The organism is Biomaibacter acetigenes (assembly GCF_003691585.1).
Taxonomy (GTDB): Bacteria; Bacillota; Thermosediminibacteria; order Thermosediminibacterales; family Tepidanaerobacteraceae; genus Biomaibacter; species Biomaibacter acetigenes.
This window is the reverse complement of the sequence record NZ_CP033169.1, coordinates 2,693,224-2,715,428: the sequence shown is the minus strand read 5'-3', so window position 1 is coordinate 2,715,428 and position 22,205 is coordinate 2,693,224. Positions and strand designations below refer to the sequence as shown.

The window sequence follows — 22,205 nt, the reverse complement described above, 5'->3', positions numbered from 1 at the left end:
CATCCTCCCGGTATATAATTTCGATAAATTTAAAAGAAATCCTTTTAAATTACAGCATTTATATAGAAACATTCTGCACGCCTGATATTTTGTTTATAATAAGAATCGAAACAATCGTTGCCATAGTAAGCATTGAAGAAAGAGCTGCCGCAGTCCCGAAGCTTCCCCTTACCACTTCTGTATATATAGCCACCGAAATTGTAGAGGTTTTTCCTGTGTAAAGGATAATGGAAGAGCTCAATTCATTTATGGTGGCAATCCAGCTCAGCATTGCTCCCGATATGACGCCGGGAGCCATAAGTCTTGCAGTGATTTTGAAAAAGGTCTTTAAGGGAGTAACTCCCAGGTTTATAGAAGCCTCCTCTATGTTGGCATCCAACTGATATAAAATGGCAGTGCTGGACCTGACGGTATATGGTATTTTTCTGACGACATAAGCGATGATCATTATGAACATGGTGCCGCTCAATAATATGGGTTTTCTATTAAATGCGATGAGAAGGCTCAAACCAAGAACCGAACCCGGAATGACATAGGGTACCATCATCAAAGTGTCTACTACATTGGAAAGTTTTGATGGTTTGCGCACGTTTATATATGAAATCAACATTCCCAGAATAATCATAATAATGATGGAAATGGTAGCATATGAAAAAGTGTTGAAAATATTGTGACCGAGTTTGTGCATAACAGTTATGTAGCTTGCGGTACTAAAACCCCTTACAAAAATGGGTCCGCTGGTTTTAATAAATGAAGTGATCACCACTACTATCTGCTGGGACATGGAAATAAACGCTACCATAAAACATATGGCGGATAACAGAATTTGAACCGGCTGTTTTAATTTAATAATGGCGGGCGGCCTCAACACACTCATGTTATAGTTCCTGTTTTCCACCACTTTTTTTTGAAACAAAAGCATCAATGTGGAGATTATTACAATTATAACGCTAACAGCGCTGGCAAAGGTTGCGTTGCCGCCCACTTCACTCATATATTCCTGGTAAATCAAAACGGGAAGCACTTTAAAACCTTCACCTATTAATACCGGTGTTCCAAAGTCAGCCAGAGAAGACATGAACACCATAAGAGCTCCTGCCAGTATCGTTGGCAGAATGAGGGGAAAGGTGATGGTAAAAAGTTTTTTAATTCCGTGCACTCCGAGGTTTTCGGCAGCCTCTTCCATGGAACTGTCGATGCTGTTTATGGCTCCGCTGACATATAGGTATATATAAGGATAAAATTTTAAGGTGAAGACAAGGATAATCCCCACCGGACCGTAAATACTTGGAATATTAATGCCTATTGAATTTAATAGCCTCGTCAAAAAACCGTTCCTCCCAAGCAGCAATATCCATGAGTATGCGCCGATAAAAGGGGGTGACATGAGAGAAAGAATTACCATGAGATTTATCATTTTTTTGCCCAGGATATTATACCTTGTGACAAAATATGCCATGGGAATGCCCAGAAGGGCCGCAAAGATTGTAGAAAAGAAAGAAATATAAAGGCTGTTAAAGAGAACTTTATAATAATAAGGTGTACTAAAAAAATTCCTGTAGTGTTCAAGTGATAAGATTCCTGATGTCGATTTAAAACTCTGTAAGAACAAATTATAAAAAGGATATATAATAAAGGCAATGGTCATTAAAAAAATTAAAAAAGATATGGCTGCCCAGGGTTCAAAACTGGTCGGGTGCTTATGAACTTTAGTTCTTGAAGTTTTACGACATATCATGAGAGCAATTCTCCTCTCTCTGAATCAAATAAAATCATGTTTTGTGGCGGGAAAATGATCCCCACTTTTTCGCCAATTTTTTTGGTGTTTTTCATGTCCTTTGTGTATTCATTGATTTCAAGGACCTGACCGCTTTCCAATTTAACTTCATAACAGATAAAATCTCCAAGGAATGTAGATGCGATTATTTCCCCCGTGATATCTCCTTTTCCGGCCTCTTCAAGCATTATCCCCTCAGGCCTTACAGCTATCCGTACATTCCCCTTATAATTTCTTTTAACGAAAATGCCCTGGATAACTGTATTTAAAATGTTTAATTCCGCCTTCGAATTACTGTCAATATTTTCTATAAAACCATCTAAAAAATTTGACTTTCCTATAAAACCCGCCACAAAGGGGTTTGCCGGTTTTTTATAAATGTCCTCCGGCGTTCCCACCTGCATGACCGTTCCGTCACACATCACGGCGATCCTGTCTGAGATTGCCAGTGCTTCCTCCTGGTCGTGGGTAACGTAAATGGTGGTTATGCCCAGGTTTTTCTGCAGTTTTTTTATATCGGAACGCATCTGGACCCGGAGTTTTGCATCGAGATTTGAAAGCGGTTCATCCATTAAAAGCACATCGGGCTGAATTACTATAGCCCTGGCAAGAGCTACCCTCTGCTGCTGGCCGCCGCTCAATTGGGACGGCCGCCTGGCTTTCATATCACTTATCTGCACCAACTTCAGCGCTTCTTCTACTTTAGCATTTATGGTATTTACATTAAACTTTCGGGCTTTCAGGCCGTAGGCTACATTCTGGAAGACATTTAAATGAGGGAATACGGCATAGTTCTGGAATACCATTCCGGTATTCCTCTTATGGGCTGGGATATTATTTATGAACATATCGTCAAAATATATTTCTCCGCTATCAATGGTGTTAAAACCGGCAATCATCCTCAATAGAGTGGTTTTACCACATCCGGAAGGTCCTAAAAGCGTAAAAAACTCACCTTTTTGAATTTCCAGGGTTACATTATTTAATGCAGTGAAATTGCCGTAAAACTTGGAAACACCTTTTATTGAAACCTGGTAGCTCATAGTTCATATATCCTTTCTTAAAGATAATAAGATTTTATGAGGACATTTCTTTCGAAATGTCCTCATCCATGTTTTTTTATTTACCGGTAACAATATTTTTCCATTGTGTCAGAACTTCCTGTTTATACTTGGATGCCCATGTAAAGTCATAAACAACCATTGGAATGTCTTTTAAAGGTTTTATCTCTCCGGGGGAATCTATATCCGTTCTTACAGATCTTCTATAAAAGTCGTTCGCCATGGTCTGCTGAACATCTTTACCTAAAACGAATTCAATAAAGGTCTTTGCGGTTTCTGGATGTTTGGCACCTTTTATAAGAGCCACACCGTCAGGTACTGCCGATGTCCCTTCCTTGGGATAGACGATGCCCACATCTGCCCCGGATTTTAAGTACCTGACAGCGGATTCTTCCAGCGTAAGGCCCAGAGAATATTCTCCATCGGCCACGCCTTTATAGACGCCGGAAGAGCCTGAAAGAATCTTTCCATCGAGGTTTTTTACGAATTTGCGGATGAAATCCCACCCCTTGCCGTCATCTTTTCCGTATGCCGTAAGTATAGTGACAAGGATTGTATAGGATGAACCGGAAGCCGAGGGGTCTGCATAAGCGATCTTGCCTTTCCATTTGGGGTCCAATAGACTACCCCAGGAATCGGGCACTTCACTTTCTTTTACGAGTTTCTTATTGTACATGATTACCATGGGGAGGGTAGTGAAACCTGTCCAGGTGTTGTTCGGGTCTTTATATGATGCAGGTATCTTATCGTCTACAGAAGTCTTATAGGATTCAAAATATAGTTTGTACGCATCAAGGGATTCGGCTCCGCCACCCCACATCACATCACCCAGGGGATTGCCGCTTTCCGCCTGAATTCTCTTCAAAAGTTCCCCTGTTCCGGCTTCCACCAGGTCGACTTTAATGCCGGTTTTTTCCTGAAATTCCTTGATTATGGAGTTTACTATTTCTGCCGGGTGTGATGTATAGACTGTTACGCTTTTGGATTCTGCGGCAGAGCTTTCACTTTTTTGCCCGGTATCTTGAGATTGTTCTTTGGCGGCGTTTCCCTGACCGCAGCCGGCTATAACACTTACAACCAGGAGAAGACATAGAAAAATGGAAATAAATCTTTTCAATTCCTGAACACCCCCGTTTTTAATTTATTTAGTTTTATTATAATGGTGTGAATATTTGATAACAATGAGTCAATCCTGCAATATGGTTTAAAATATTAGACGGTTTAAACTGGTTTAAATATAAAAGCTCCACCCCTGTATTGTAACATATCTTACAAGGGTAGAGCTTTTATATTATCCTTAAAAATAGTTATTTTTTTTCCATTCTGTAGTTATTACTTCGGTGACTTGAGCTCTTTATGCGCTTACAGTTTTAACGCCGGGTTTTTGAAGCTCGCCTTCCGAGGCCGCCACTACTACTGAACCCGCCATGTCGCCGGTGACATTTATGCAGGTTCTGGCCATGTCCAGGACCCTGTCAATTCCGGCTATAAGGGCAATACCCTCCAGCGGCAGACCCACCGATTGAAGAACCATGGTGAGCATTATAAGCCCGGCTCCGGGAACGCCGGCGGTACCTATGGATGCAAGAGTGGCAGTGAGGATGATTACCATTTGCTGGGCCAATGTAAGGTGAATTCCAAATACCTGTGCTATAAAAAGAGCGCATACTCCCTGGTACAGGGCCGTCCCATCCATGTTAATGGTAGCCCCCAGGGGAAGTACAAAGCTGCTGATTGTTTTTGGCACGCCGAGATTTTTTTCTACAGATTCCATGGTGACCGGTAGAGTTCCAGAACTGCTGCTGGTGGTAAATGCCACTACCATGGCCGGAGAAGCGCCCTTAAAGAACTTCAATGGGTTCATCTTTGCGAAGATATAGACCAGGGAAGAATACACCAAAACTGCGTGAAGGGCCACACCTATATACACTGTTATAATCACTTTTAAAAGAGGAAGCAACACTGCAGGACCGTTGGCAGCCACGACCGGCACGATTAAACCGAACACGCCTATGGGGGCATAGGACATGATGAGCGCCACTATTTTATAGCTGACTTCGGCAAGACTTTCAAAGAAATTCAGAACCGGCTTTCCTTTATCCCCTATTAATGTTATTGCAATTCCCAGGAAAAGGGCGAAAACAATGATCTGAAGCATGTTAACATCTACCATGGCCTTTATGGGATTTGACGGCACTATATTTAATAGAGTTTCGATAATGGATGGGACCTTACTTACATCAGGTTTGGCACCGGCAGGTAAATTCATTCCGAGACCGGGGTTTAATATATTGCCAAGAATAAGTCCCAGGGTTACGGCAAAAGCTGTAGTAAGGAGATAATATGTGAGGGTTTTGACTCCGATCCTCCCGAGTTTTTTAACATCACCAGTGCTGGCGGCGCCCACTACAAGGGATGAAAGAACCAGTGGCACAATGATCATCTTGATGAGATTTAAAAACAGGTCTCCGAAGGGTTTAATATACGTTTTTGCCGCATCGGGAGCTGATGTAAAGAATAACCCCACTATGACACCAAGGACAAGGCCGATGAAAATTTTAGTTGTCACATTGAGTTTCATGATATCCCTCCTTATAAAATTTGTTATGATATTAATTTAAAGGTTTAAAAATAAAAAGAAACAACCTTATCTCACCCCCCCCTCTCACTCTATTAATAAAATTCAACCGGGACAAAAGATTGGGAATATTACAGTACATTTTATTCAAGAAGTAACTTATAATAACAAAAAAATACAGAAAACAACAGATAAAAAATTAAATTTTACAAATCATCAATCACATTTTTATTTCCTGTAAAAGATTATCAACTCAATCAACTTTTTTACTATATATTATGGAAAAGCTTCAAATTTTATGGGATAATATAAAATATAACCGGATTTTTATGTATCGGAAATGGAGGTTTTTTAATGCCGGATGTTAAGGAAAATGTCATCATTCTGGATTTTGGCGGTCAGTACAGCCAGCTCATAGCAAGGCGCGTGCGCGAAGCTCATGTGTACTGTGAAATATTATCCTACAAGACACCGCTGGAGGAAATAGTTGCAAGAAAACCAAAGGCCATCATTTTTTCCGGGGGTCCCGCCAGCGTATATTCGGAAAATGCGCCCGTATGCGACAGGAGGCTTTTTGACTCGGGGATCCCTATTCTGGGAATATGCTACGGCATGCAGCTCATGTGCCACCTGCTCGGAGGCAGGGTGGAACCCGCCAGGGCCCGGGAATACGGTCGCGCGGAGCTTTTTGTGGATGAAGACGGAGGGCTGTTCCAGGACCTTGAGACAAAAATGACCGTGTGGATGAGCCACAGTGATTCAATTCTGGCTCTACCTGAAGGGTTTAAGACTCTGGCTCATACAAAAAATACGCCCCATGCCGCCGTTGGCAACGGCAAAAATCTCTTCGGAGTGCAGTTTCATCCAGAGGTGGCGCATACTCCCCGGGGGAGAGAAATTCTCAACAATTTCCTCTTCGGTATTGCAGGTTTGAGCGGCACCTGGTCCATGAAGGCTTTCGTTGAAGAACAGGTAAAGCTTATCAGGGAAAAGGTAGGGAACAAAAAAGCACTGTGCGCCCTGAGCGGCGGGGTGGATTCCTCGGTGGCGGCACTCATCACCCATAAAGCTCTGGGGGACAACCTCACCTGCATTTTCGTGGACCATGGCCTGCTCAGAAAAAATGAGGCTCAAAGCGTGGAGAAAACCTTCAGGGATAAGTTTCATATCAACCTGATAGCTGTGGATGCATCCAGGCGGTTCCTCGAAAAGTTGAAAGGAGTGAAGGACCCGGAGAAAAAGAGGAAAATCATAGGCGAGGAATTTATAAGGGTTTTTGAAAATGAGGCGGCAAAACTGGGGAAGATAGATTATCTGGTGCAGGGGACCCTCTATCCGGACGTCATAGAGAGCGGCACCGAGACCGCTGCGGTCATAAAAAGTCACCACAATGTGGGAGGACTGCCGGAAGACGTGGAATTTGAACTCATAGAGCCCTTGAGAGATTTATTCAAGGATGAGGTAAGGAGGATTGGCGCCCAGTTGGGCCTTCCCGAAGAAATAGTTTACCGCCAGCCCTTCCCGGGGCCCGGCCTTGCCATAAGGGTGCTGGGCGATGTGACTCCGGAAAAGCTCGATATTTTGAGAGAGGCCGATGCCATCGTGTATGAAGAGATAAAAAAGGCCGGCCTCTACAGGGAATTATGGCAGGCTTTTGCGGTGCTGCCGGATATAAGAAGCGTTGGCGTTATGGGAGACGAACGCACTTATGCCTATACAGTAGCTGTCAGGGCCGTCGTAAGCGAAGATGGCATGACCGCAGACTGGGCGAGACTTCCCGCCGATGTCCTGGACAACATTTCCACCCGGATAGTCAACGAAGTCCCCGGGGTCAACAGAGTAGTCTACGACATCACCTCAAAACCGCCGTCTACAATTGAGTGGGAGTAAAGGACACACTTTTTAAGGTATGGGCAACATCAAAGTGTTGCTCATACCTTATTTTTTACAAAAACTTAACAGCCCCTTAATATCCTATTTACAATAAGCTTGTATACTATTAATGTAAACCAAACATAAAAATTCCGGGGGGTTATTAAATGTTTAAAGGTCGGAAAAAAATTGCTATTGTAATAGCCATTCTTCTCGCAGGTCTTTTAGTGATCGCCGGCTGCGGAAATAAAGCGGCAAATCAGGCTCCGGCAGACAACTCCGGCAGCGAAATTTCCGGCAGCATCACCGCAGCAGGTTCCTCCGCACTGTTGCCTCTAGTAGAAGAAGCTGCAGCTCAGTTTATGAGCAAGAATCCCAATGCCAGGATCAATGTTCAGGCAGGTGGCAGCGGCACGGGGCTCAAGCTGGTTTCAGAAGGCAGTGTTGACATAGGAAACTCCGATATATTCGCCAATGAAAAGTTAGACGCGGACAAGGCTAAAGAGCTTGTAGACCATAAGGTATGTGTGGTAGGATTCGCCACAGTGGTCAATCCCAATGTAAAAGTGGACAATGTGACAAAGCAGCAGTTGATCGATATTTTTACCGGCAAGATAACAAATTGGAAAGAACTCGGCGGAGATGACCAGAAGATAGTAATTATTAACAGGCCCACCAGCTCCGGCACCAGGGCCACCTTCAAGAAATACGCCCTTAATGGTCAGGAGGAAGCCCAGGGTATAGCTTTAACCGAAGAAAACTCCGGCGCCATCAAAAAGGTTGTGGCCGATACACCGGGTTCCATCAGCTATCTCGCATTATCCTATGTGGACAGCAGTGTTAAAGCACTCAAGCTGGAAGGTGAGGAACCTACAAAAGAAAACATCACCAGTGGCAAATATCCCATCTGGTCTTACGAACATATGTATACAAAGGGTGAGCCCACCGGTCTTACAAAAGCATTCCTCGATTACATGGTAAGCGATGAAGTGAAACCCCTAGTAGAGCAGCTTGGTTATATAGCAATTTCAGATATGAAAGTTTCAAGGGACAACTAATTTAAGGAAAATTACGCCCGGGTGCTAAAAACCCGGGCTTTTATATGGAAAAGACACAGAGTTAGGGCTGAAATTTTCGGACAGCGGCATGAAACCAGCGGCACCTAAATTTACACAAACTTTACATAAACTTAACAATTTTTTAACATGATTTAAACGTAAACTTGCTATGATTTTAATGGAATAAAATTTTGAAGGAGACATATATATGGCTAACCAGAAGCTCGTGAATAAACTGGGCAGGAATTTTACGTTTTTATGTGCCAGCCTTCTTATCGTAACAACTATTTCGATAATTTTCTTCATTACCTCAAAAGGTTTATCTACCTTTATAAAAGATGGGGTATCTATAACAAATTTTTTATTCACTACGGTCTGGCGGCCCGACGCACCTAAATCCGAGGGAGGACCGCTGATTGGAGCGCTGCCGTTTATAGCGGGTTCCGTGGCGGTATCCCTGCTCGCACTTATTCTGAGTACTCCCTTCAGCCTTGGTGTAGCTATTTTCATGTCCGAGATTTCCCCCGGATGGGGCCGCAAAGCCCTTCAGCCTGTAATTGAGCTTTTCGTGGGCATACCATCAGTAGTTTACGGATGGATAGGCCTCAGCGTGCTGGTGCCTTTTATTAGAAACCATGTAGGAGGCCTGGGGTTCAGCCTTCTGGCAGGATCCATAGTTCTGGCCATCATGATATTTCCCACCATAGCAAGTGTCTCCACCGACAGTTTGCAGGCCATGTCCAATGATATACGTGAAGCGTCTCTGGCTCTGGGGGCCACCCGTTGGCAGACCATAAAGATGGTGCTTCTTCCTGCAGCTCTTCCAGGGATTCTAACAGGTGTTGTCCTGGGCCTTGCGAGAGCCTTCGGAGAAGCCCTGGCGGTACAGATGGTCATAGGAAATGCCATCAGGATGCCCGATTCCCTCTTAAAGCCCATGCATACCATGACAAGCATAATAACGATGGAGATGAGCAATACGGTGATGGGGACCGTGTGGAACAATGCCCTCTGGTCTATTGCGCTGTTGTTGATGTTCATATCATTTATGTTTATCATGCTCATCAGGGCCATCGAGAGCAGGAGGGCTATAAAATGATAAATGCCAGAACTTCTGATAAAATCGCCACCTTTATCTTTTATTTTATAGCCTTTTTTGTTTCATTATTATTAATAGCACTTATAGGATTTATACTGTATCATGGCCTGGGAGTAATCAACTGGCATTTTCTGACGAGCCCCCCCAACGCTTTCAGGAAAGGAGGAGGAGTAGGACCTCAGATTTTTAACTCCTTTCTTTTGCTGGTTCTGACCATGGTTTTTACCATTCCACTGGGCCTTGGAGCAGGTATTTACCTTGCCGAGTTTGCCCGAGAGAACAGGTGGACAAGAATTATCAGGATCTGCACAGAAACCCTGGCATCCCTTCCATCCATAGTCATAGGGCTTTTCGGTCTGTTATTCTTCGTCACAGTTTTAAAATGGGGATTTTCCCTTATAGCGGGAGCTCTGGCGTTGACCGTACTTAATCTTCCGGTTATGACAAGAATATCGGAAGACACTCTGAGGAGTGTCAAAAGGGAATTGAGGGAAGCAAGCCTTGCCCTGGGGGCCACCCAGTGGCAGACCATAGTGCATGTGGTGCTGGTGGCTGCCATTCCTGGGCTCGTGACCGGCATTATCCTCACTGCCGGGCGGGTGTTCGGTGAAGCTGCGGCGCTCCTCTATACTGCGGGCATTACCACGCCGCGCCTTCAATTCAACAACTGGAATCCCTTTCATATTAATTCTCCTTTATATATATTCCGTCCGGCTGAAACCCTTGCCGTGCATATCTGGAAGGTCAACAGCGAAGGTCTTGCTCCCGATGCCAGGCAAATAGCCGACGGAGCCTCGGCCATATTGATAGTCATGGTGTTATTTTTCAATATAGTTTCCAGATGGCTTGGGCGATGGCTCTACAAAAGAATGACAGGAAATTAAGACGGCTGAAAAGCCGTTTTTCTTTACACTTATCATCAAAAATGATATTATTTTTTAAAAAAGCAATTGAAGTTTTCTCCCATAATTTTTTATACCGTTTTGGGCAAAATGTAAATTACCGGCCAAATTTAAAAATTAAAGGGGAACTGTTATGGGCCGAAATTTTAATTTTGCTAAGAAAAAACACTTCATGACAGGGTTAGTGATAATTGCTTTTGTTCTTTTTTACGGAATGGGGTTTTTTGCATATTTTTATACCAATATAGGTTATGCCATTGACAGAAGCAGGGATAAATTATATGCTGGTTCCATCGATATCGGTGACAGGATATTAATCATTGCACCCCATCCTGATGATGAAAATGTGGGCATGGGTGGCCTTATATATAATGAAACCAGACTGGGGAAGAAGATAAAGGTTGTGGTTGTAACAAATGGCGACGGATTTAAAAGAGCCGTGAAAAACAACATCAAGCCTAAAAATATAGAACCCGAAGACTATATCAAACTCGGCCTCATGAGACAAAAGGAAACCATAAGCGCCATGCGGCAGCTTGGACTTTCAAAGGATGATATAATATTTTTAGGTTATGCTGATGGGAGTATAAGAGACCTCTGGGAGGAGAATTGGGACTATGACAATCCGCATATGAGTCGAAACGGCAATACAAAAACTCCATATGATAACAGCTTCGATAAAAATGCAATATACTGCGGAAAGAATCTGGTAAAAAACCTCCGGCAGATAATAGATGATTTTAAACCCACCGATATTTTCTACCCGGACCCTGACGACATGCATCCCGACCACTGGGCTGTAAGCAATTTTGTTAAATTCACGGTGGAATTGTATGATTATAAAGCCCACATGTACTCATATCTTGTCCACCATTACCAGTGGCCCGAACCCTGGGCGCTCTTGCCGGCTGCGGCACTTTACCCGCCGCTTTCCCTGCAAAACGTAGGAACCAGGTGGCACATCTACCGGATAAATCCGGAAGCGGAGAAAGCTAAGGAAAAAGCCGTACGGGAGTACAGGACCCAGTTTAAAATCATGGGCACCTTTCTGGATGCCTTTGTCAGGAGAAACGAGCTTTTCGGCACATATGAAAATAAATACTATAAAAAAACCGGTGAGGTCCCTGATTTTAAAAAAGGAAGGGAACTCCCCTATAAAGTGGTTACAGCCAGTATAATGGATAATCCCCTGCTCAGGGTGGAAGGCAATGATGATATAAAAGCTGTTGGATTGGTCCAGGGAGGGGATAAATACTTTTTTGCCATAGAGACCCGCGGCAATGTGGAAAAAAATACCGATTACACATTGAATGCCATTTTTATATATAAAAATAGAGACATCAGGAGATTGAAAGTATTTATCAGAAATTTCAAGGCAACCTCTATCTCGGAAAATGATGAAAGCATTGCTTTAAAGCAGCAGATTCCGGTCAGCGTTTATAAAAAAAGGATATGGTTTTCCATACCAAAAGACTATATAGGTGATCCGCAAAAAGTATTTTTAAATGCCATTACTTCCACGGCGGGAAGGTATGCAGACAAGACCGCCTGGAGGGTGGTGAAGCCGGAATCTCAAGGTGAAGGCAAATAAACTGCAAGGGGGTTTAATTCATGTTAAGGTTTTTGACAGCGGGAGAATCGCACGGCAAAGCTCTGGTGGCCATAATCGAGGGGCTGCCAGCAAATCTTAAGATAAATGAAGAGGATATAAACAGGCAGCTTTTCAGGCGCCAGCAAGGTTACGGCCGCGGCGGAAGAATGAAGATAGAAAAGGATGAAGCAGAAATCCTGAGCGGATTAAGAAAGGGTAAAACCATCGGAAGCCCTCTTGCGCTCATGATAAAAAACCTGGACTATGACAACTGGAAAGACAGGGAAGCGCTTCCGGTGACAAAGCCCAGGCCCGGCCACGGAGACCTGGCGGGTGCTATAAAGTATAGCCAGGAGGATATAAGAAATGTGCTGGAAAGGGCCAGCGCCAGGGAAACCGCTGCCAGGGTCGCAGTGGGAGCTGTGGCCAGACAGTTGCTCTCGGTTTTTGGAATTGAAATAATGAGCCATGTGATATCAATAGGTGATGTGAGTTTAAACTCCAGAGGTTATTCCATTAAAGACTTAGCCGCTGCTGACCGGTCCCCGGTGCGCTGTATAGATGAAGCGGTTTCAAAACAGATGATGCAGGCCATAGATGAAGCCAGGGCTCAAGGTGACTCTCTGGGAGGGGTGTTTGAGGTGGCGGCTTTGAATATCCCGGTAGGCCTGGGAAGCCATGTCCACTGGGACCGGAAGCTTGACGGCCTTATAGCCTGGGCTTTCATGAGTATTCAGGCCATAAAGGGGGTGGAGATAGGCCTGGGATTTGAGGCGACCCATAAAAAGGGTTCCGAGGTGCATGATGAGATCTTTTACGAGAAAGGCCAGGGGTTTTATCGAAAGACCAACAATGCCGGAGGGCTGGAAGGGGGCATCTCCAACGGTTGCCCCATAGTGGTGAGGGCTGCTATGAAGCCTATCCCTACATTATATAAACCTCTTAGAAGCGTTGATATTAAAACAAAAGAGCCCTTTGCCGCCAGCATTGAGCGGTCAGACATTTGCGCCGTGCCGGCCGCCAGCATAGTGGGGGAAGCGGCCATGGCCTGGGTTCTGGCCGGGGCCATGGTGGAGAAGTTCGGTGGCGACAGCATTGAGGAAATGCAAAAGAATTTTCACGAATATAATGCAACTATTCATCAAGAAAGAAAGAGGTGAAAACATGGAACGTATTAATGTAAATTTGGGCAAAAGGTCTTATCCGATTTTTATAGAGCATGGAATTCTGGGTAATATTAGTAAAATTGTAAGAGAGTATTTTTCCGGCCGGAAGATCCTGGTCATAACGGATAGCAATGTGGTGGATTTATATGCCCGGCAGCTTGCGGCAGGATTGGAAAATGAAGGATTTCAAACTTTTGTCGAGGTTGTCCCTGCCGGCGAAGCCAGCAAATCCCTCGCCCGGGCCGAAGACCTCTATAACGCAGCCCTTGACCACAGGCTCGACAGGAAGTCCGCCATCCTGGCGCTGGGAGGCGGAGTAGTTGGGGACCTGGCGGGTTTTATAGCGGCTACATATATGAGAGGAATAGGGTTCATACAGGTTCCTACCACACTCCTGGCCCAGGTAGATAGCAGTGTGGGGGGTAAGGTGGCAGTGAACCTTCCCCGGGCCAAAAATATAGTGGGAGCCTTCTACCAGCCCAAATTGGTGATTATTGATCCCGATACTCTCTTGAGTCTCCCGGAAAGGGAGTTTGCCGAGGGACTGGTGGAAGTTATCAAATACGGTATAATAAGGGATGAGGATTTTTTCCGCTGGCTGGAGCAATATATAAAAAATCTAAGGCAAAATACAGCCGACCTTGTGCACGCCATAAAGAGGTCATGTGAAATAAAGGCGGCAATCGTCTCTGAAGATGAAGCCGAATGCGGGCTTCGAATGGTTTTGAATTTTGGTCACACGGTAGGGCATGCTCTGGAAGCGGTTTTCGGCTATGGTACCTTGCTGCACGGAGAGGCAGTGGCTCTGGGTATGGTTTTTGAAGCAAAAATAGCCCTCAACCGAGGGCTTATTGATGAAAGGACCTTTTTGCGCATCGAAGGCCTGGTTAAATCCGCCGTGCCGAAAGATTTACCGCACCGCCCCGATCCGGATAGCCTTATCGAAAGTATGAGCTTCGATAAAAAGAATTTAAATGAAAAGATCACTTTTATACTGCCTGAAAGGTTGGGTAGGGTTGGTGTTTATTCCGATATAACAGCAAAGGAAATTCTGCAGGCTATTGCCCCATAGATACCGTTAAAGTGCTTTAGCCATTCCGCTTTCTAGAAGTTTTCTGCGCTCTTCAGCTTTTTGAAGGATGCCTTTCTGACTGACAATATGGCGTTCATGATAACCTTTTCCGATTATACCCACTTCGTCATAAGCGGTCAGCTCAAAAGTCAATTTATTTCCGTCAATAGCCTTTAGCACTGACTTTACAGTTACGGTCATCCCCTGGCAGGTGGGCTTTTCATGGGTTATATCTATCGCTTTTCCTACGGTGATGAAACCTTCCAATAGCAGAGGATCAACGGCTTTGACTGATGCCTCGATCATCATGGCTACCAGAGCCGGCGTAGCAAGAAGAGTTTTCAGGGCACCGCTGCCTATGGCAAGGGCGGTGTCTTCTTTTTCTATTGTTTTTTGAACAACCCCGGTTAACCCTATTTTCACCCTGGGAAAATCCATAGATTAAAACCCCCTTTCATTATTGTACTTATATTATAATCCAAAATATAAAAAAATTAAAGAAATGACAAAAAATTCACATGTAGACGATTATATCTAATTAAATGTTATACTATTCAATATTAAAAGTATATTAAAATATAATATTCCAGAAGGAAAGTTTTATTTTGTGTAGAATATATATTTAGTATAGCACAATAAATATATAATGACATCCTAATTATATATTTATGCATAATTGTTATTAAATGTCAGGAGGTATTTTTTTATGAGTGAAAAAATCACATTATCCGTAATCAAGGCTGATATTGGAGGTTTTGTAGGCCACAGCAGCGTCCATCCGGAACTTTTGCAGGAGGCAGAAAAAACCCTGGGGCAAAGAGGTCAGGACCTTCTTGAGGACTTCAAAGTGACCTGTGTGGGTGATGATATCAACCTTGTGATGACTCACCGGAAAGGAATAGACAATGAGCAAATTCACAAGCTGGCATGGGAAACCTTCCTATCATGCACTCGGATTGCCAGAAGATTAAAGCTTTACGGAGCGGGGCAGGACTTGCTGTCCGATGCCTTTTCGGGAAATATCAAGGGTATGGGGCCTGGAGTGGCGGAGATGGAATTTGAGGAGCGTCCCAGCGAACCCATAATAGTTTTCATGGCCGACAAGACCGAGCCCGGGGCCTGGAATCTGCCGCTTTACAAGATGTTTGCAGACCCCTTCAACACCATCGGCCTGGTAATAGATCCCAAGATGCATGAAGGTTTTAAATTCGAGGTTTTAGATCTCATCGAAAACAAAAAAGTGACCTTTTCCTGCCCGGAAGAATTATATGATTTATTGGTGTTTCTGGGAGCGGCCAACAGGTATGCGGTCAAGGCTGTATACCGCAAAAATGGGGAAATAGCTGCGGTGTCTTCAACCCAGAGAATGAACCTGATGGCAGGCAGGTATGTGGGAAAGGATGATCCGGTGCTTATAGTGCGCTGCCAGAACGGCCTGCCGGCGGTGGGAGAGGCACTAGAACCTTTTTCCAATCCCCACCTTGTGGCGGGCTGGATGCGCGGATCCCACTTCGGCCCTATCATTCCCGTCTCTCAGAAAGAATCCACCCCTACACGCTTTGATGGACCGCCAAGAGTCATTGCCCTGGGGTTCCAACTGGCAGAAGGAAAGCTCATCGGCCCCCAGGACCTCTTCGCCGATGTGGCTTATGACAGGGCAAGGCAAAAAGCTCTGGAAATAGCCGATTACCTTCGGCAGCTCGGACCTTTTGAACCCCACAGGCTGCCCCTGGACGAGATGGAGTACACATCCATGCCTCAGGTCATGGAAAAGTTAAAAGACAGGTTTAATTAAACAAAATATAAATAAGGCAGGAGCTTCGCCCTCTTGCCTTTTTAAATATCCGTTAATCTTTTTAATTATTAATGCAAAAACATTCCCTGATAAAAATATTTTGAAAATCTTTTACAAAAAGCAGGAATTTTATATTTATTGTAGAAATAATATAATATTCAAACTGGGTTACCCAGTATACCGACGGGGCAACTCAGTATACCATTCAATATACCATAAAAAAAGGGGGGATGGAGGATGTGCCATTCATATGGGATGAGAGACGGGCCCGCATGAATGGCCGGTAAAAAATCGAAAATAACCATTGCCGTCTCGAATGCAACATATTAGATTTAAAAATTACTCATCAAAAAAGTGAAGGAGGTTAACGTATGGCCGAAAAACGCGAACAATGGGGCAGCAGGCTAGGATTTATCCTGGCTTCCCTGGGTATGGCTGTTGGAACAGGTAATATCTGGAGGTTTCCACGGGTCGCAGGAACTAATGATGGTGGTGCATTCTTGATTGCCTATCTGGTGGCAAACCTTATATGGGCGGTTCCGCTGTTGATGATGGAGATGGTCATGGGTAAGACAACCAGGCTCGGGACCATTGGCTCTTTCAGAGATTTCATCGGTAGGAAAAGCGCATGGCTCGGCGCATGGGTTGGCTTTACATGCCTTGGTATAATGTTTTATTACGCAGTTATTATGGGCTGGGCCTTGAGATATTTCGTTTACGCCGTTTCAGGTGTTATTAAAGCCGGGGTGGATTCCGAAGCATTGTGGAACGGCTTTATCGGCAATCCTTCACAGACCATACTTTTCCACTTCATAGCCATACTGATTGGTGGGCTTATAGTATACCGCGGGGTTCAGGGTGGCCTGGAAAAAGCCAATAAAATAATGATTCCAGCACTGTTTATATCTCTCATAATCGCTGCAGTATGGGCTATAGCAAAACCCGGTGCGATTCTGGGTCTGGAATATCTGTTTGTACCCAAGTGGGCATCACTGGGTAAGGCCGATGTATGGCTCAATGCCTTTACACAGTCGGCATGGTCCACGGGTGCAGGCTGGGCCCTTATTGCTACTTATGCAGTTTATATGAAGGAAAATGAGGATATTGGAGTCAACAGCTTTATGATAGTTCTGGGCGATGCATCCGCTGCTATCCTGGCGGGAATGTGCGTTTTGCCTACGGTTTTTGCCCTCTCGGCAACTCCGGATGCTGCCATGGAAGCCTTGAAAGCCGGCAATACCGGCCTAACATTCATTTATCTTGCAAAATTATTCCCCACCATGCCTGGAGGCCAACTGGTTGCTGCTATATTCTTCCTGGCGCTCACCCTGGCAGCCCTATCATCGCTGCTGCCTATGATCGAAGTAGGTGTGCGTAACTTTATGGATGCTGGTTATGACAGGAAAAAAGCTACTATCATTATTTCCATCGGAGGATTCCTCCTCGGAGTCCCCTCGGCTTACAGTGTGGAATTTTTAAACAACCAGGATATGGTATGGGGTGTAGGACTTCTCATCAGCGGTCTCATTTATGCCTATGCCGCATATAATCATGGTATCGACCGTGTCAGAAATGAAGTTATCAACAAGACCAGCGACATTTATGTGGGCAAATGGTGGAACTACTGCATTGGCCTCTTCCCTGTCATGTTCGCCATTATCTTCGGATGGTGGGTATGGCAGAGCTACACATGGTATCCCGACACCTGGTGGAACCCGCTGGAGACTTACAGCCCCGGCACCATGGTGGTGCAGTGGGTGGTATCCGCTGTTATCTGGATTATACTAAATAACTGGCTTGCCGGCTGGATAAAAGGTTCTTCTCCGCAGCTTGAAGCTCTCAATGTAGGAGCAGGAATTAAGGAGGGGAAATAAATGACATTTCAAACTATTATATGGATGCTAATTATGCTTCTCATATATTTCGGTGGCTTTGTCTACTTCGCAAGTATAGCCGGTTCCCGCGAAAAGACTAAATCCCAATAGTAAGGTCCGTAATTTTAGAATTTTAGATTAAACATTCAAAGGGACTTTCGAAAGAAAGTCCCTTTTTCTGCTTGAAAAAACATACAGGAAAATAAGCAAAATAATAGAATATAAATAATATGGGTTAGGATGCCAGATGTCGAATATCGGAAGTCGAAATAGAGTCACAACAACCGAAAGCGGCTTTTTACACCGGATCAAATATGTTGTATAATTGAATATTTGGAGGAATAAATATGGGTTTGACAAAGGTAAATGTTATAAAGAGCCACAGCAGTCTCGGCTTCCAGAAGGATTTGATTAAAAGAGCCACATCGGTAGTAGACCTGAGCAATATGAGAGGGGTGAGGTTCTGCGCGGAAATGAAGGACTTTTTAAATCTAAAAAAAAATTTGTGCAATCTTGAACCTGGAATCTCATTTCTGGGGGCAGGGGATTTTCATCATCTCAGCCTGCATTTTTTAGATAAACTATTTCTTACACCACAACTTCTGCTTTTCGACCATCATTCGGATATGATGGAGTCTCCCCCGGGAACCATCAGCTGCGGTTCATGGGTTAGACTGGCTATCCGGGAACATAGGATTAAAAAATGTATTGTGGTAGGCGTGAATCCTCGAGACGAAGCTTTTACCGGTCAAAAAACTGGATTAAACGCCTCTTTTTTCCCGGCAGACCTTCCCCATGAACATAAGGTGGCGGGAGTAATGAAGGAAATTTTTGATTCCCCCGAACCGGTGTATATAAGCATAGACAAAGATGTGCTTTTATTCGGAGAGGCTTTTACCAACTGGGATCAAGGGTCCATGAAACTGGATGAGCTTCTGGATTTTTTGAGCATAATAAAAAAAGCCGCAAAGATTGTAGGTGCTGATATCTGCGGAGAATGGCCCGCCCCGGCAGATGAGATTTTCCACAGCATGGAAGACAGAAAAAATATTATGAAAAACCAGGAGGCAAATTTAAAAATTTTAAATGCCCTCGAAAAGATATTTGCCCATCAGCAAAAAAATAGTGTAAAATAAAGCATATAGTAGTAAAATATGTGTATAAATTTAATAACAGGAGGTAAAAACTTATGGAATATAAAGCCGATGTCGGCGTCTTCGGAGGATCAGGTTTTTATTCCTTCCTGGATGACGTCAGGGAGATAACTGTGGAGACCCCCTATGGGCCGCCCAGTGATAAGATAGCCCTAGCAAAGATAGGTGAAAAGACAGTGGCATTTTTGCCGAGGCACGGCAAGGGCCATACTCTTCCGCCCCATATGATAAACTACAGGGCAAATATATATGCCATGAAGCAACTGGGGGTAACAAGGATACTGGGGCCCTGCGCATCCGGCAGCCTTCAACCCCATGTAAAGCCCGGGGATTTTGTAATCTGCGACCAGTTTGTAAACCGCACCTGGGGACGGAAGGACACCTTTTACGATGGTCCCATCACCACCCATATCGGTGGTGCCGAACCCTATTGCCCGGAGCTCCGCAAAATCGCCATCGAAACAGCCAGGGAAAAGGGCCTGCCGGTGCATGAAAGGGGGACCATGGTAGTGATTCAGGGGCCGCGGTTTTCTACAAAAGCGGAAAGCCGGGAATTTTCCAGCCACGGTTGGGAAGTCATAAACATGACTCAGTACCCCGAAGTGGTTCTCGCCCGGGAAATGGAAATTTGCTATGCTAACATTACCCTCATCACCGACTATGATGTGGGTCTGGAAGGAAATCCGGATATACAGCCTGTGAGCCATGAAATGGTCTTGAAGGTATTTAATGAAAACATAGGCAAGCTAAAAGACCTGCTTTATGATATAATAAGACGTATTCCGGAAAAAAGGAACTGCCGGTGCGGCGAGGAACTAAAGAGTGCAAGGATGGCATAAGACTTAACCACTTTTAATGCAGGTCAGGTGATTTTATGTTACTCAAGCTTAAACAGATGGTAGTCGAATACGGAGAAAAGATTGTGAAAGAAGGCCTGGTTGTAGCCACCTGGGGGAACCTGAGTGCCAGAGAAGAGGACGAGAAAGTATTTGTTATCACCCCCAGCGGAATGAATTATACAGTGCTGGAGCCGGAAGACATTGTCGCAGTGGATTTTACCGGAAATCCCGTCGGTCCCGGCAGAAAGTCTTCGGTAGAAACACCAATGCATGCGGCCATATACAGGGCAAGACCGGATGTAAAGGCCATTATTCATACTCACAGCATCAACGCCAGCGCCTGCGCGGCAGCCAGGGTAGAAATACCTTGCATCATGGAAGATATGGCATCTATGGTGGGCGGGCCGGTAAAGGTGGCCGAATACGCCCCTACAGGCACCCAGAAGCTGGCCGATAATGTACTTGCCGCCCTTGAAGATAGAAATGCCGTGATACTTGCCAACCATGGAGTGGTGACTGTTGGCAGGTGCCTTGAGGAAGCCTTTAAACTGAGCCTTATGGTGGAAAAAACAGCGGAGATATTTATTAAGTCCAGGATATTAGGTCAGCCTTATTCCCTGGACAGGGACGAAGTATGCCATTTGAGAGACTTTTACAGAAGCTGTTACGGTCAGAATATGGAAAAATAGTAGCGGCATTGCACAAAAAAGACAATTGTAATATAATAGACAAAGTGGCATTTCGCAAATTAAGGAAAGGAGCGGCCCATGCAAAAAAGAACCCCTAAAAAAGCTTCTAAAGTCGATTACCGGCTTTTATATAAAAGAAAAATAGTGGATTTTTTGGAATCTTTAAAGGACAAAGAATACACCGTCTGGCAGATGAACGAATCCATGAAGAAACTTTTCAGCATGGGGGAACAGGTGGTGCAGGTATGCCTTGCCAAACTCAGGGAAAATGATGAGGTGCTGGCTCCTGTAGTCTGTTACGCTCTGGAGTTTGCAGATAATTACGATGTGGTTGCCCCATTGATGGATATTCTGATCATGCCGGATATTTCAGACAAGGTAAAGGCAAGAATACTTACGGTGCTGTCCCATTACGGTGTAGATGCAGGAGAACTGCCCCTGAACATGATAATGAAAGATTTTGACAGGGTTGCTTCCGAATCTCTCACAGAGATGCTGGAGGACATAGACAAAGATTATTTCCTGATTCTATATATCCTTGACGATATGGAAGAATTTCCGCCCGATATGAAACTGTCGTATGTAAAAGACATCGGTGACCTCAAAGATGAGAGGGCAGTGAAACTACTGGAAATCATCGCCTCGATGGATGATATTCCCCTGGCCCAGGAGGCCATAAAAGCTCTTGGAAAGATAAAATCCGGCAAATCCCTTTTTGCCCTTAGCAGATTAGCCAATCTTATAAATGATGACTGCACCCGAAGAATCGTTGAAAAAGAGATTCAAAGGTTGAAATTCAGCGGTGTGCAGATGGAGATACCCCCTTCTCCGGTTAAGCTTGCAAATCCTGTAAAAATAATTGTTTCTTCTATAGATGGTCTTGGAAGCCGGGCACTGTGGATTGCCTGGAAAAACCCTTTAAAAACCCGGAAGCTCACTTCCATGAACCTATTGCTCAATGCCGACACGGGAATAAAAGACTGCTGGGGGGTGCCGCAGATAAGCACAAGGGAATTCAACTCCTCGATTAAAGACCTTTCCAAAACCACCCTCATAGCAGAATGCAATATGGAATATGCAATTACGCTGATAAGGGATGCGCTTCATCTCAATCAGGAAAAGGGCATTGAAATACCGTACCAGTTTTTTTTCTGGAAGCATCTGCTGGAACAAAATTATAACCTGAAGCCTAAAGTATACAAACCATCCTTTGAAAAATATGATATGGAAGAAATCTTAAATAACCAGGAACACTTTAAAAAGACCTTTGACCTGTTCAATTACCGGCTTTTCGACGACTGGTTCATAGCGGAGCCCAGGGTTTACGATTATGCCGATGAAAACAGGTCAAGAAAAGGCTATATAATTAAAAAAATGACCCAGCAGAGGGCAGAAAAGCTGTTTTCAAAATTTACGCAGGAATTAATCGAGCCCCAAATCCATGTGATTAAAAGAATGATGGAGCTGTCGGCAGATTTTCTTGACCGAGCCGGTCAAAAAGAGCTGGCAAAGGTGGCTCTTTCGGCGCTGCTTCATATGAATATAAGACCCCTTTATTACCATCCCTTCATACAGAGGATGATTATTGAGAGTATCAGGGTAGCCCTGAACAACATGAAAAATGGCTTTGATATGAGAGTAAATCCTGATGCCTTTGAATGATATTAAAAAGGAGGTA

18 protein-coding genes are annotated in these 22,205 nt (G+C 44.4%); 13 read left to right on the top strand and 5 right to left on the bottom strand.

Annotation, left to right across the window (positions count from 1 at the left end):
• Positions 1-58: 58 nt before the first annotated feature.
• The 4 genes from D2962_RS13760 to D2962_RS13745 all read right to left on the bottom strand — a co-directional run bounded on the left by D2962_RS13760 (position 59) and on the right by D2962_RS13745 (position 5,419).
• The gene (locus tag D2962_RS13760) at positions 59-1,738 is read right to left on the bottom strand and encodes an ABC transporter permease (RefSeq protein WP_122015313.1); all 1,680 of its coding nucleotides are present in this window, start codon (positions 1,736-1,738) and stop codon (positions 59-61) included.
• Positions 1,735-2,820 carry an ABC transporter ATP-binding protein gene (locus D2962_RS13755; RefSeq protein ID WP_122015312.1) on the bottom strand — a complete coding sequence of 362 codons (1,086 nt, stop codon included), beginning with the start codon at positions 2,818-2,820 and terminating at the stop codon, positions 1,735-1,737. The genes D2962_RS13760 and D2962_RS13755 overlap by 4 nt, the downstream gene beginning before the upstream one ends.
• A 76-nt stretch (positions 2,821-2,896) precedes the next feature.
• A complete protein-coding gene (locus tag D2962_RS13750; RefSeq protein ID WP_122015311.1) occupies positions 2,897-3,955 on the bottom strand; it encodes an ABC transporter substrate-binding protein in 1,059 nt (352 codons plus the stop codon).
• Between the two features lie 237 nt (positions 3,956-4,192).
• Complete coding sequence (locus D2962_RS13745) at positions 4,193-5,419, bottom strand: dicarboxylate/amino acid:cation symporter (RefSeq protein ID WP_122015310.1); 1,227 nt, start codon at positions 5,417-5,419, stop codon at positions 4,193-4,195.
• A 351-nt stretch (positions 5,420-5,770) separates the two neighbouring features.
• Between D2962_RS13745 and guaA the strand changes: the two genes are divergently transcribed.
• From guaA to aroB, 7 genes are all read left to right on the top strand, one after another.
• Positions 5,771-7,306 carry a glutamine-hydrolyzing GMP synthase gene (gene guaA / locus D2962_RS13740; protein ID WP_122015309.1) on the top strand — a complete coding sequence of 512 codons (1,536 nt, stop codon included), beginning with the start codon at positions 5,771-5,773 and terminating at the stop codon, positions 7,304-7,306.
• A gap of 149 nt (positions 7,307-7,455) precedes the next feature.
• Complete coding sequence (locus tag D2962_RS13735) at positions 7,456-8,346, top strand: phosphate ABC transporter substrate-binding protein (RefSeq protein ID WP_120767587.1); 891 nt, start codon at positions 7,456-7,458, stop codon at positions 8,344-8,346.
• Between the two features lie 208 nt (positions 8,347-8,554).
• Positions 8,555-9,445, top strand: coding sequence for a phosphate ABC transporter permease subunit PstC (gene pstC / locus D2962_RS13730; RefSeq protein WP_122015308.1), 891 nt, complete (start codon positions 8,555-8,557; stop codon positions 9,443-9,445).
• A complete protein-coding gene (gene pstA / locus D2962_RS13725; RefSeq protein WP_120767602.1) occupies positions 9,445-10,329 on the top strand; it encodes a phosphate ABC transporter permease PstA in 885 nt (294 codons plus the stop codon). The genes pstC and pstA overlap by 1 nt, the downstream gene beginning before the upstream one ends.
• Before the next feature lie 151 nt (positions 10,330-10,480).
• Positions 10,481-11,938, top strand: coding sequence for a PIG-L deacetylase family protein (locus tag D2962_RS13720; protein WP_122015307.1), 1,458 nt, complete (start codon positions 10,481-10,483; stop codon positions 11,936-11,938).
• A gap of 20 nt (positions 11,939-11,958) precedes the next feature.
• The gene (gene aroC / locus D2962_RS13715; RefSeq protein WP_122015306.1) at positions 11,959-13,098 is read left to right on the top strand and encodes a chorismate synthase; all 1,140 of its coding nucleotides are present in this window, start codon (positions 11,959-11,961) and stop codon (positions 13,096-13,098) included.
• Positions 13,099-13,102: 4 nt separating this feature from the next.
• The gene (gene aroB / locus D2962_RS13710; protein ID WP_122015305.1) at positions 13,103-14,176 is read left to right on the top strand and encodes a 3-dehydroquinate synthase; all 1,074 of its coding nucleotides are present in this window, start codon (positions 13,103-13,105) and stop codon (positions 14,174-14,176) included.
• A gap of 6 nt (positions 14,177-14,182) precedes the next feature.
• On the opposite strand, the gene D2962_RS13705 is transcribed toward aroB, so the two are convergent.
• Positions 14,183-14,614, bottom strand: a complete 432-nt coding sequence (locus D2962_RS13705; protein ID WP_122015304.1) for a thioesterase family protein — start codon at positions 14,612-14,614, stop codon at positions 14,183-14,185.
• Between the two features lie 268 nt (positions 14,615-14,882).
• On the opposite strand from D2962_RS13705, the gene fbp reads away from it, so the two are divergent.
• The 6 genes from fbp to D2962_RS13675 all read left to right on the top strand — a co-directional run bounded on the left by fbp (position 14,883) and on the right by D2962_RS13675 (position 22,189).
• Positions 14,883-15,971 carry a fructose-1,6-bisphosphate aldolase/phosphatase gene (gene fbp / locus D2962_RS13700; RefSeq protein ID WP_122015303.1) on the top strand — a complete coding sequence of 363 codons (1,089 nt, stop codon included), beginning with the start codon at positions 14,883-14,885 and terminating at the stop codon, positions 15,969-15,971.
• Positions 15,972-16,342: 371 nt separating this feature from the next.
• Positions 16,343-17,845, top strand: coding sequence for a sodium-dependent transporter (locus D2962_RS13695; RefSeq protein WP_122015302.1), 1,503 nt, complete (start codon positions 16,343-16,345; stop codon positions 17,843-17,845).
• A 347-nt stretch (positions 17,846-18,192) separates the two neighbouring features.
• Positions 18,193-18,981, top strand: coding sequence for an arginase family protein (locus tag D2962_RS13690; RefSeq protein WP_120767596.1), 789 nt, complete (start codon positions 18,193-18,195; stop codon positions 18,979-18,981).
• A 53-nt stretch (positions 18,982-19,034) separates the two neighbouring features.
• Positions 19,035-19,838: an S-methyl-5'-thioadenosine phosphorylase gene (locus D2962_RS13685; protein WP_122015301.1), complete on the top strand. Its 804-nt coding sequence runs from the start codon at positions 19,035-19,037 to the stop codon at positions 19,836-19,838.
• Between the two features lie 35 nt (positions 19,839-19,873).
• The gene (locus tag D2962_RS13680; protein WP_122015300.1) at positions 19,874-20,527 is read left to right on the top strand and encodes a class II aldolase/adducin family protein; all 654 of its coding nucleotides are present in this window, start codon (positions 19,874-19,876) and stop codon (positions 20,525-20,527) included.
• 78 nt (positions 20,528-20,605) lie between these two features.
• A complete protein-coding gene (locus D2962_RS13675; protein ID WP_122015299.1) occupies positions 20,606-22,189 on the top strand; it encodes a HEAT repeat domain-containing protein in 1,584 nt (527 codons plus the stop codon).
• The last annotated feature ends 16 nt before the right edge of the window (positions 22,190-22,205 follow it).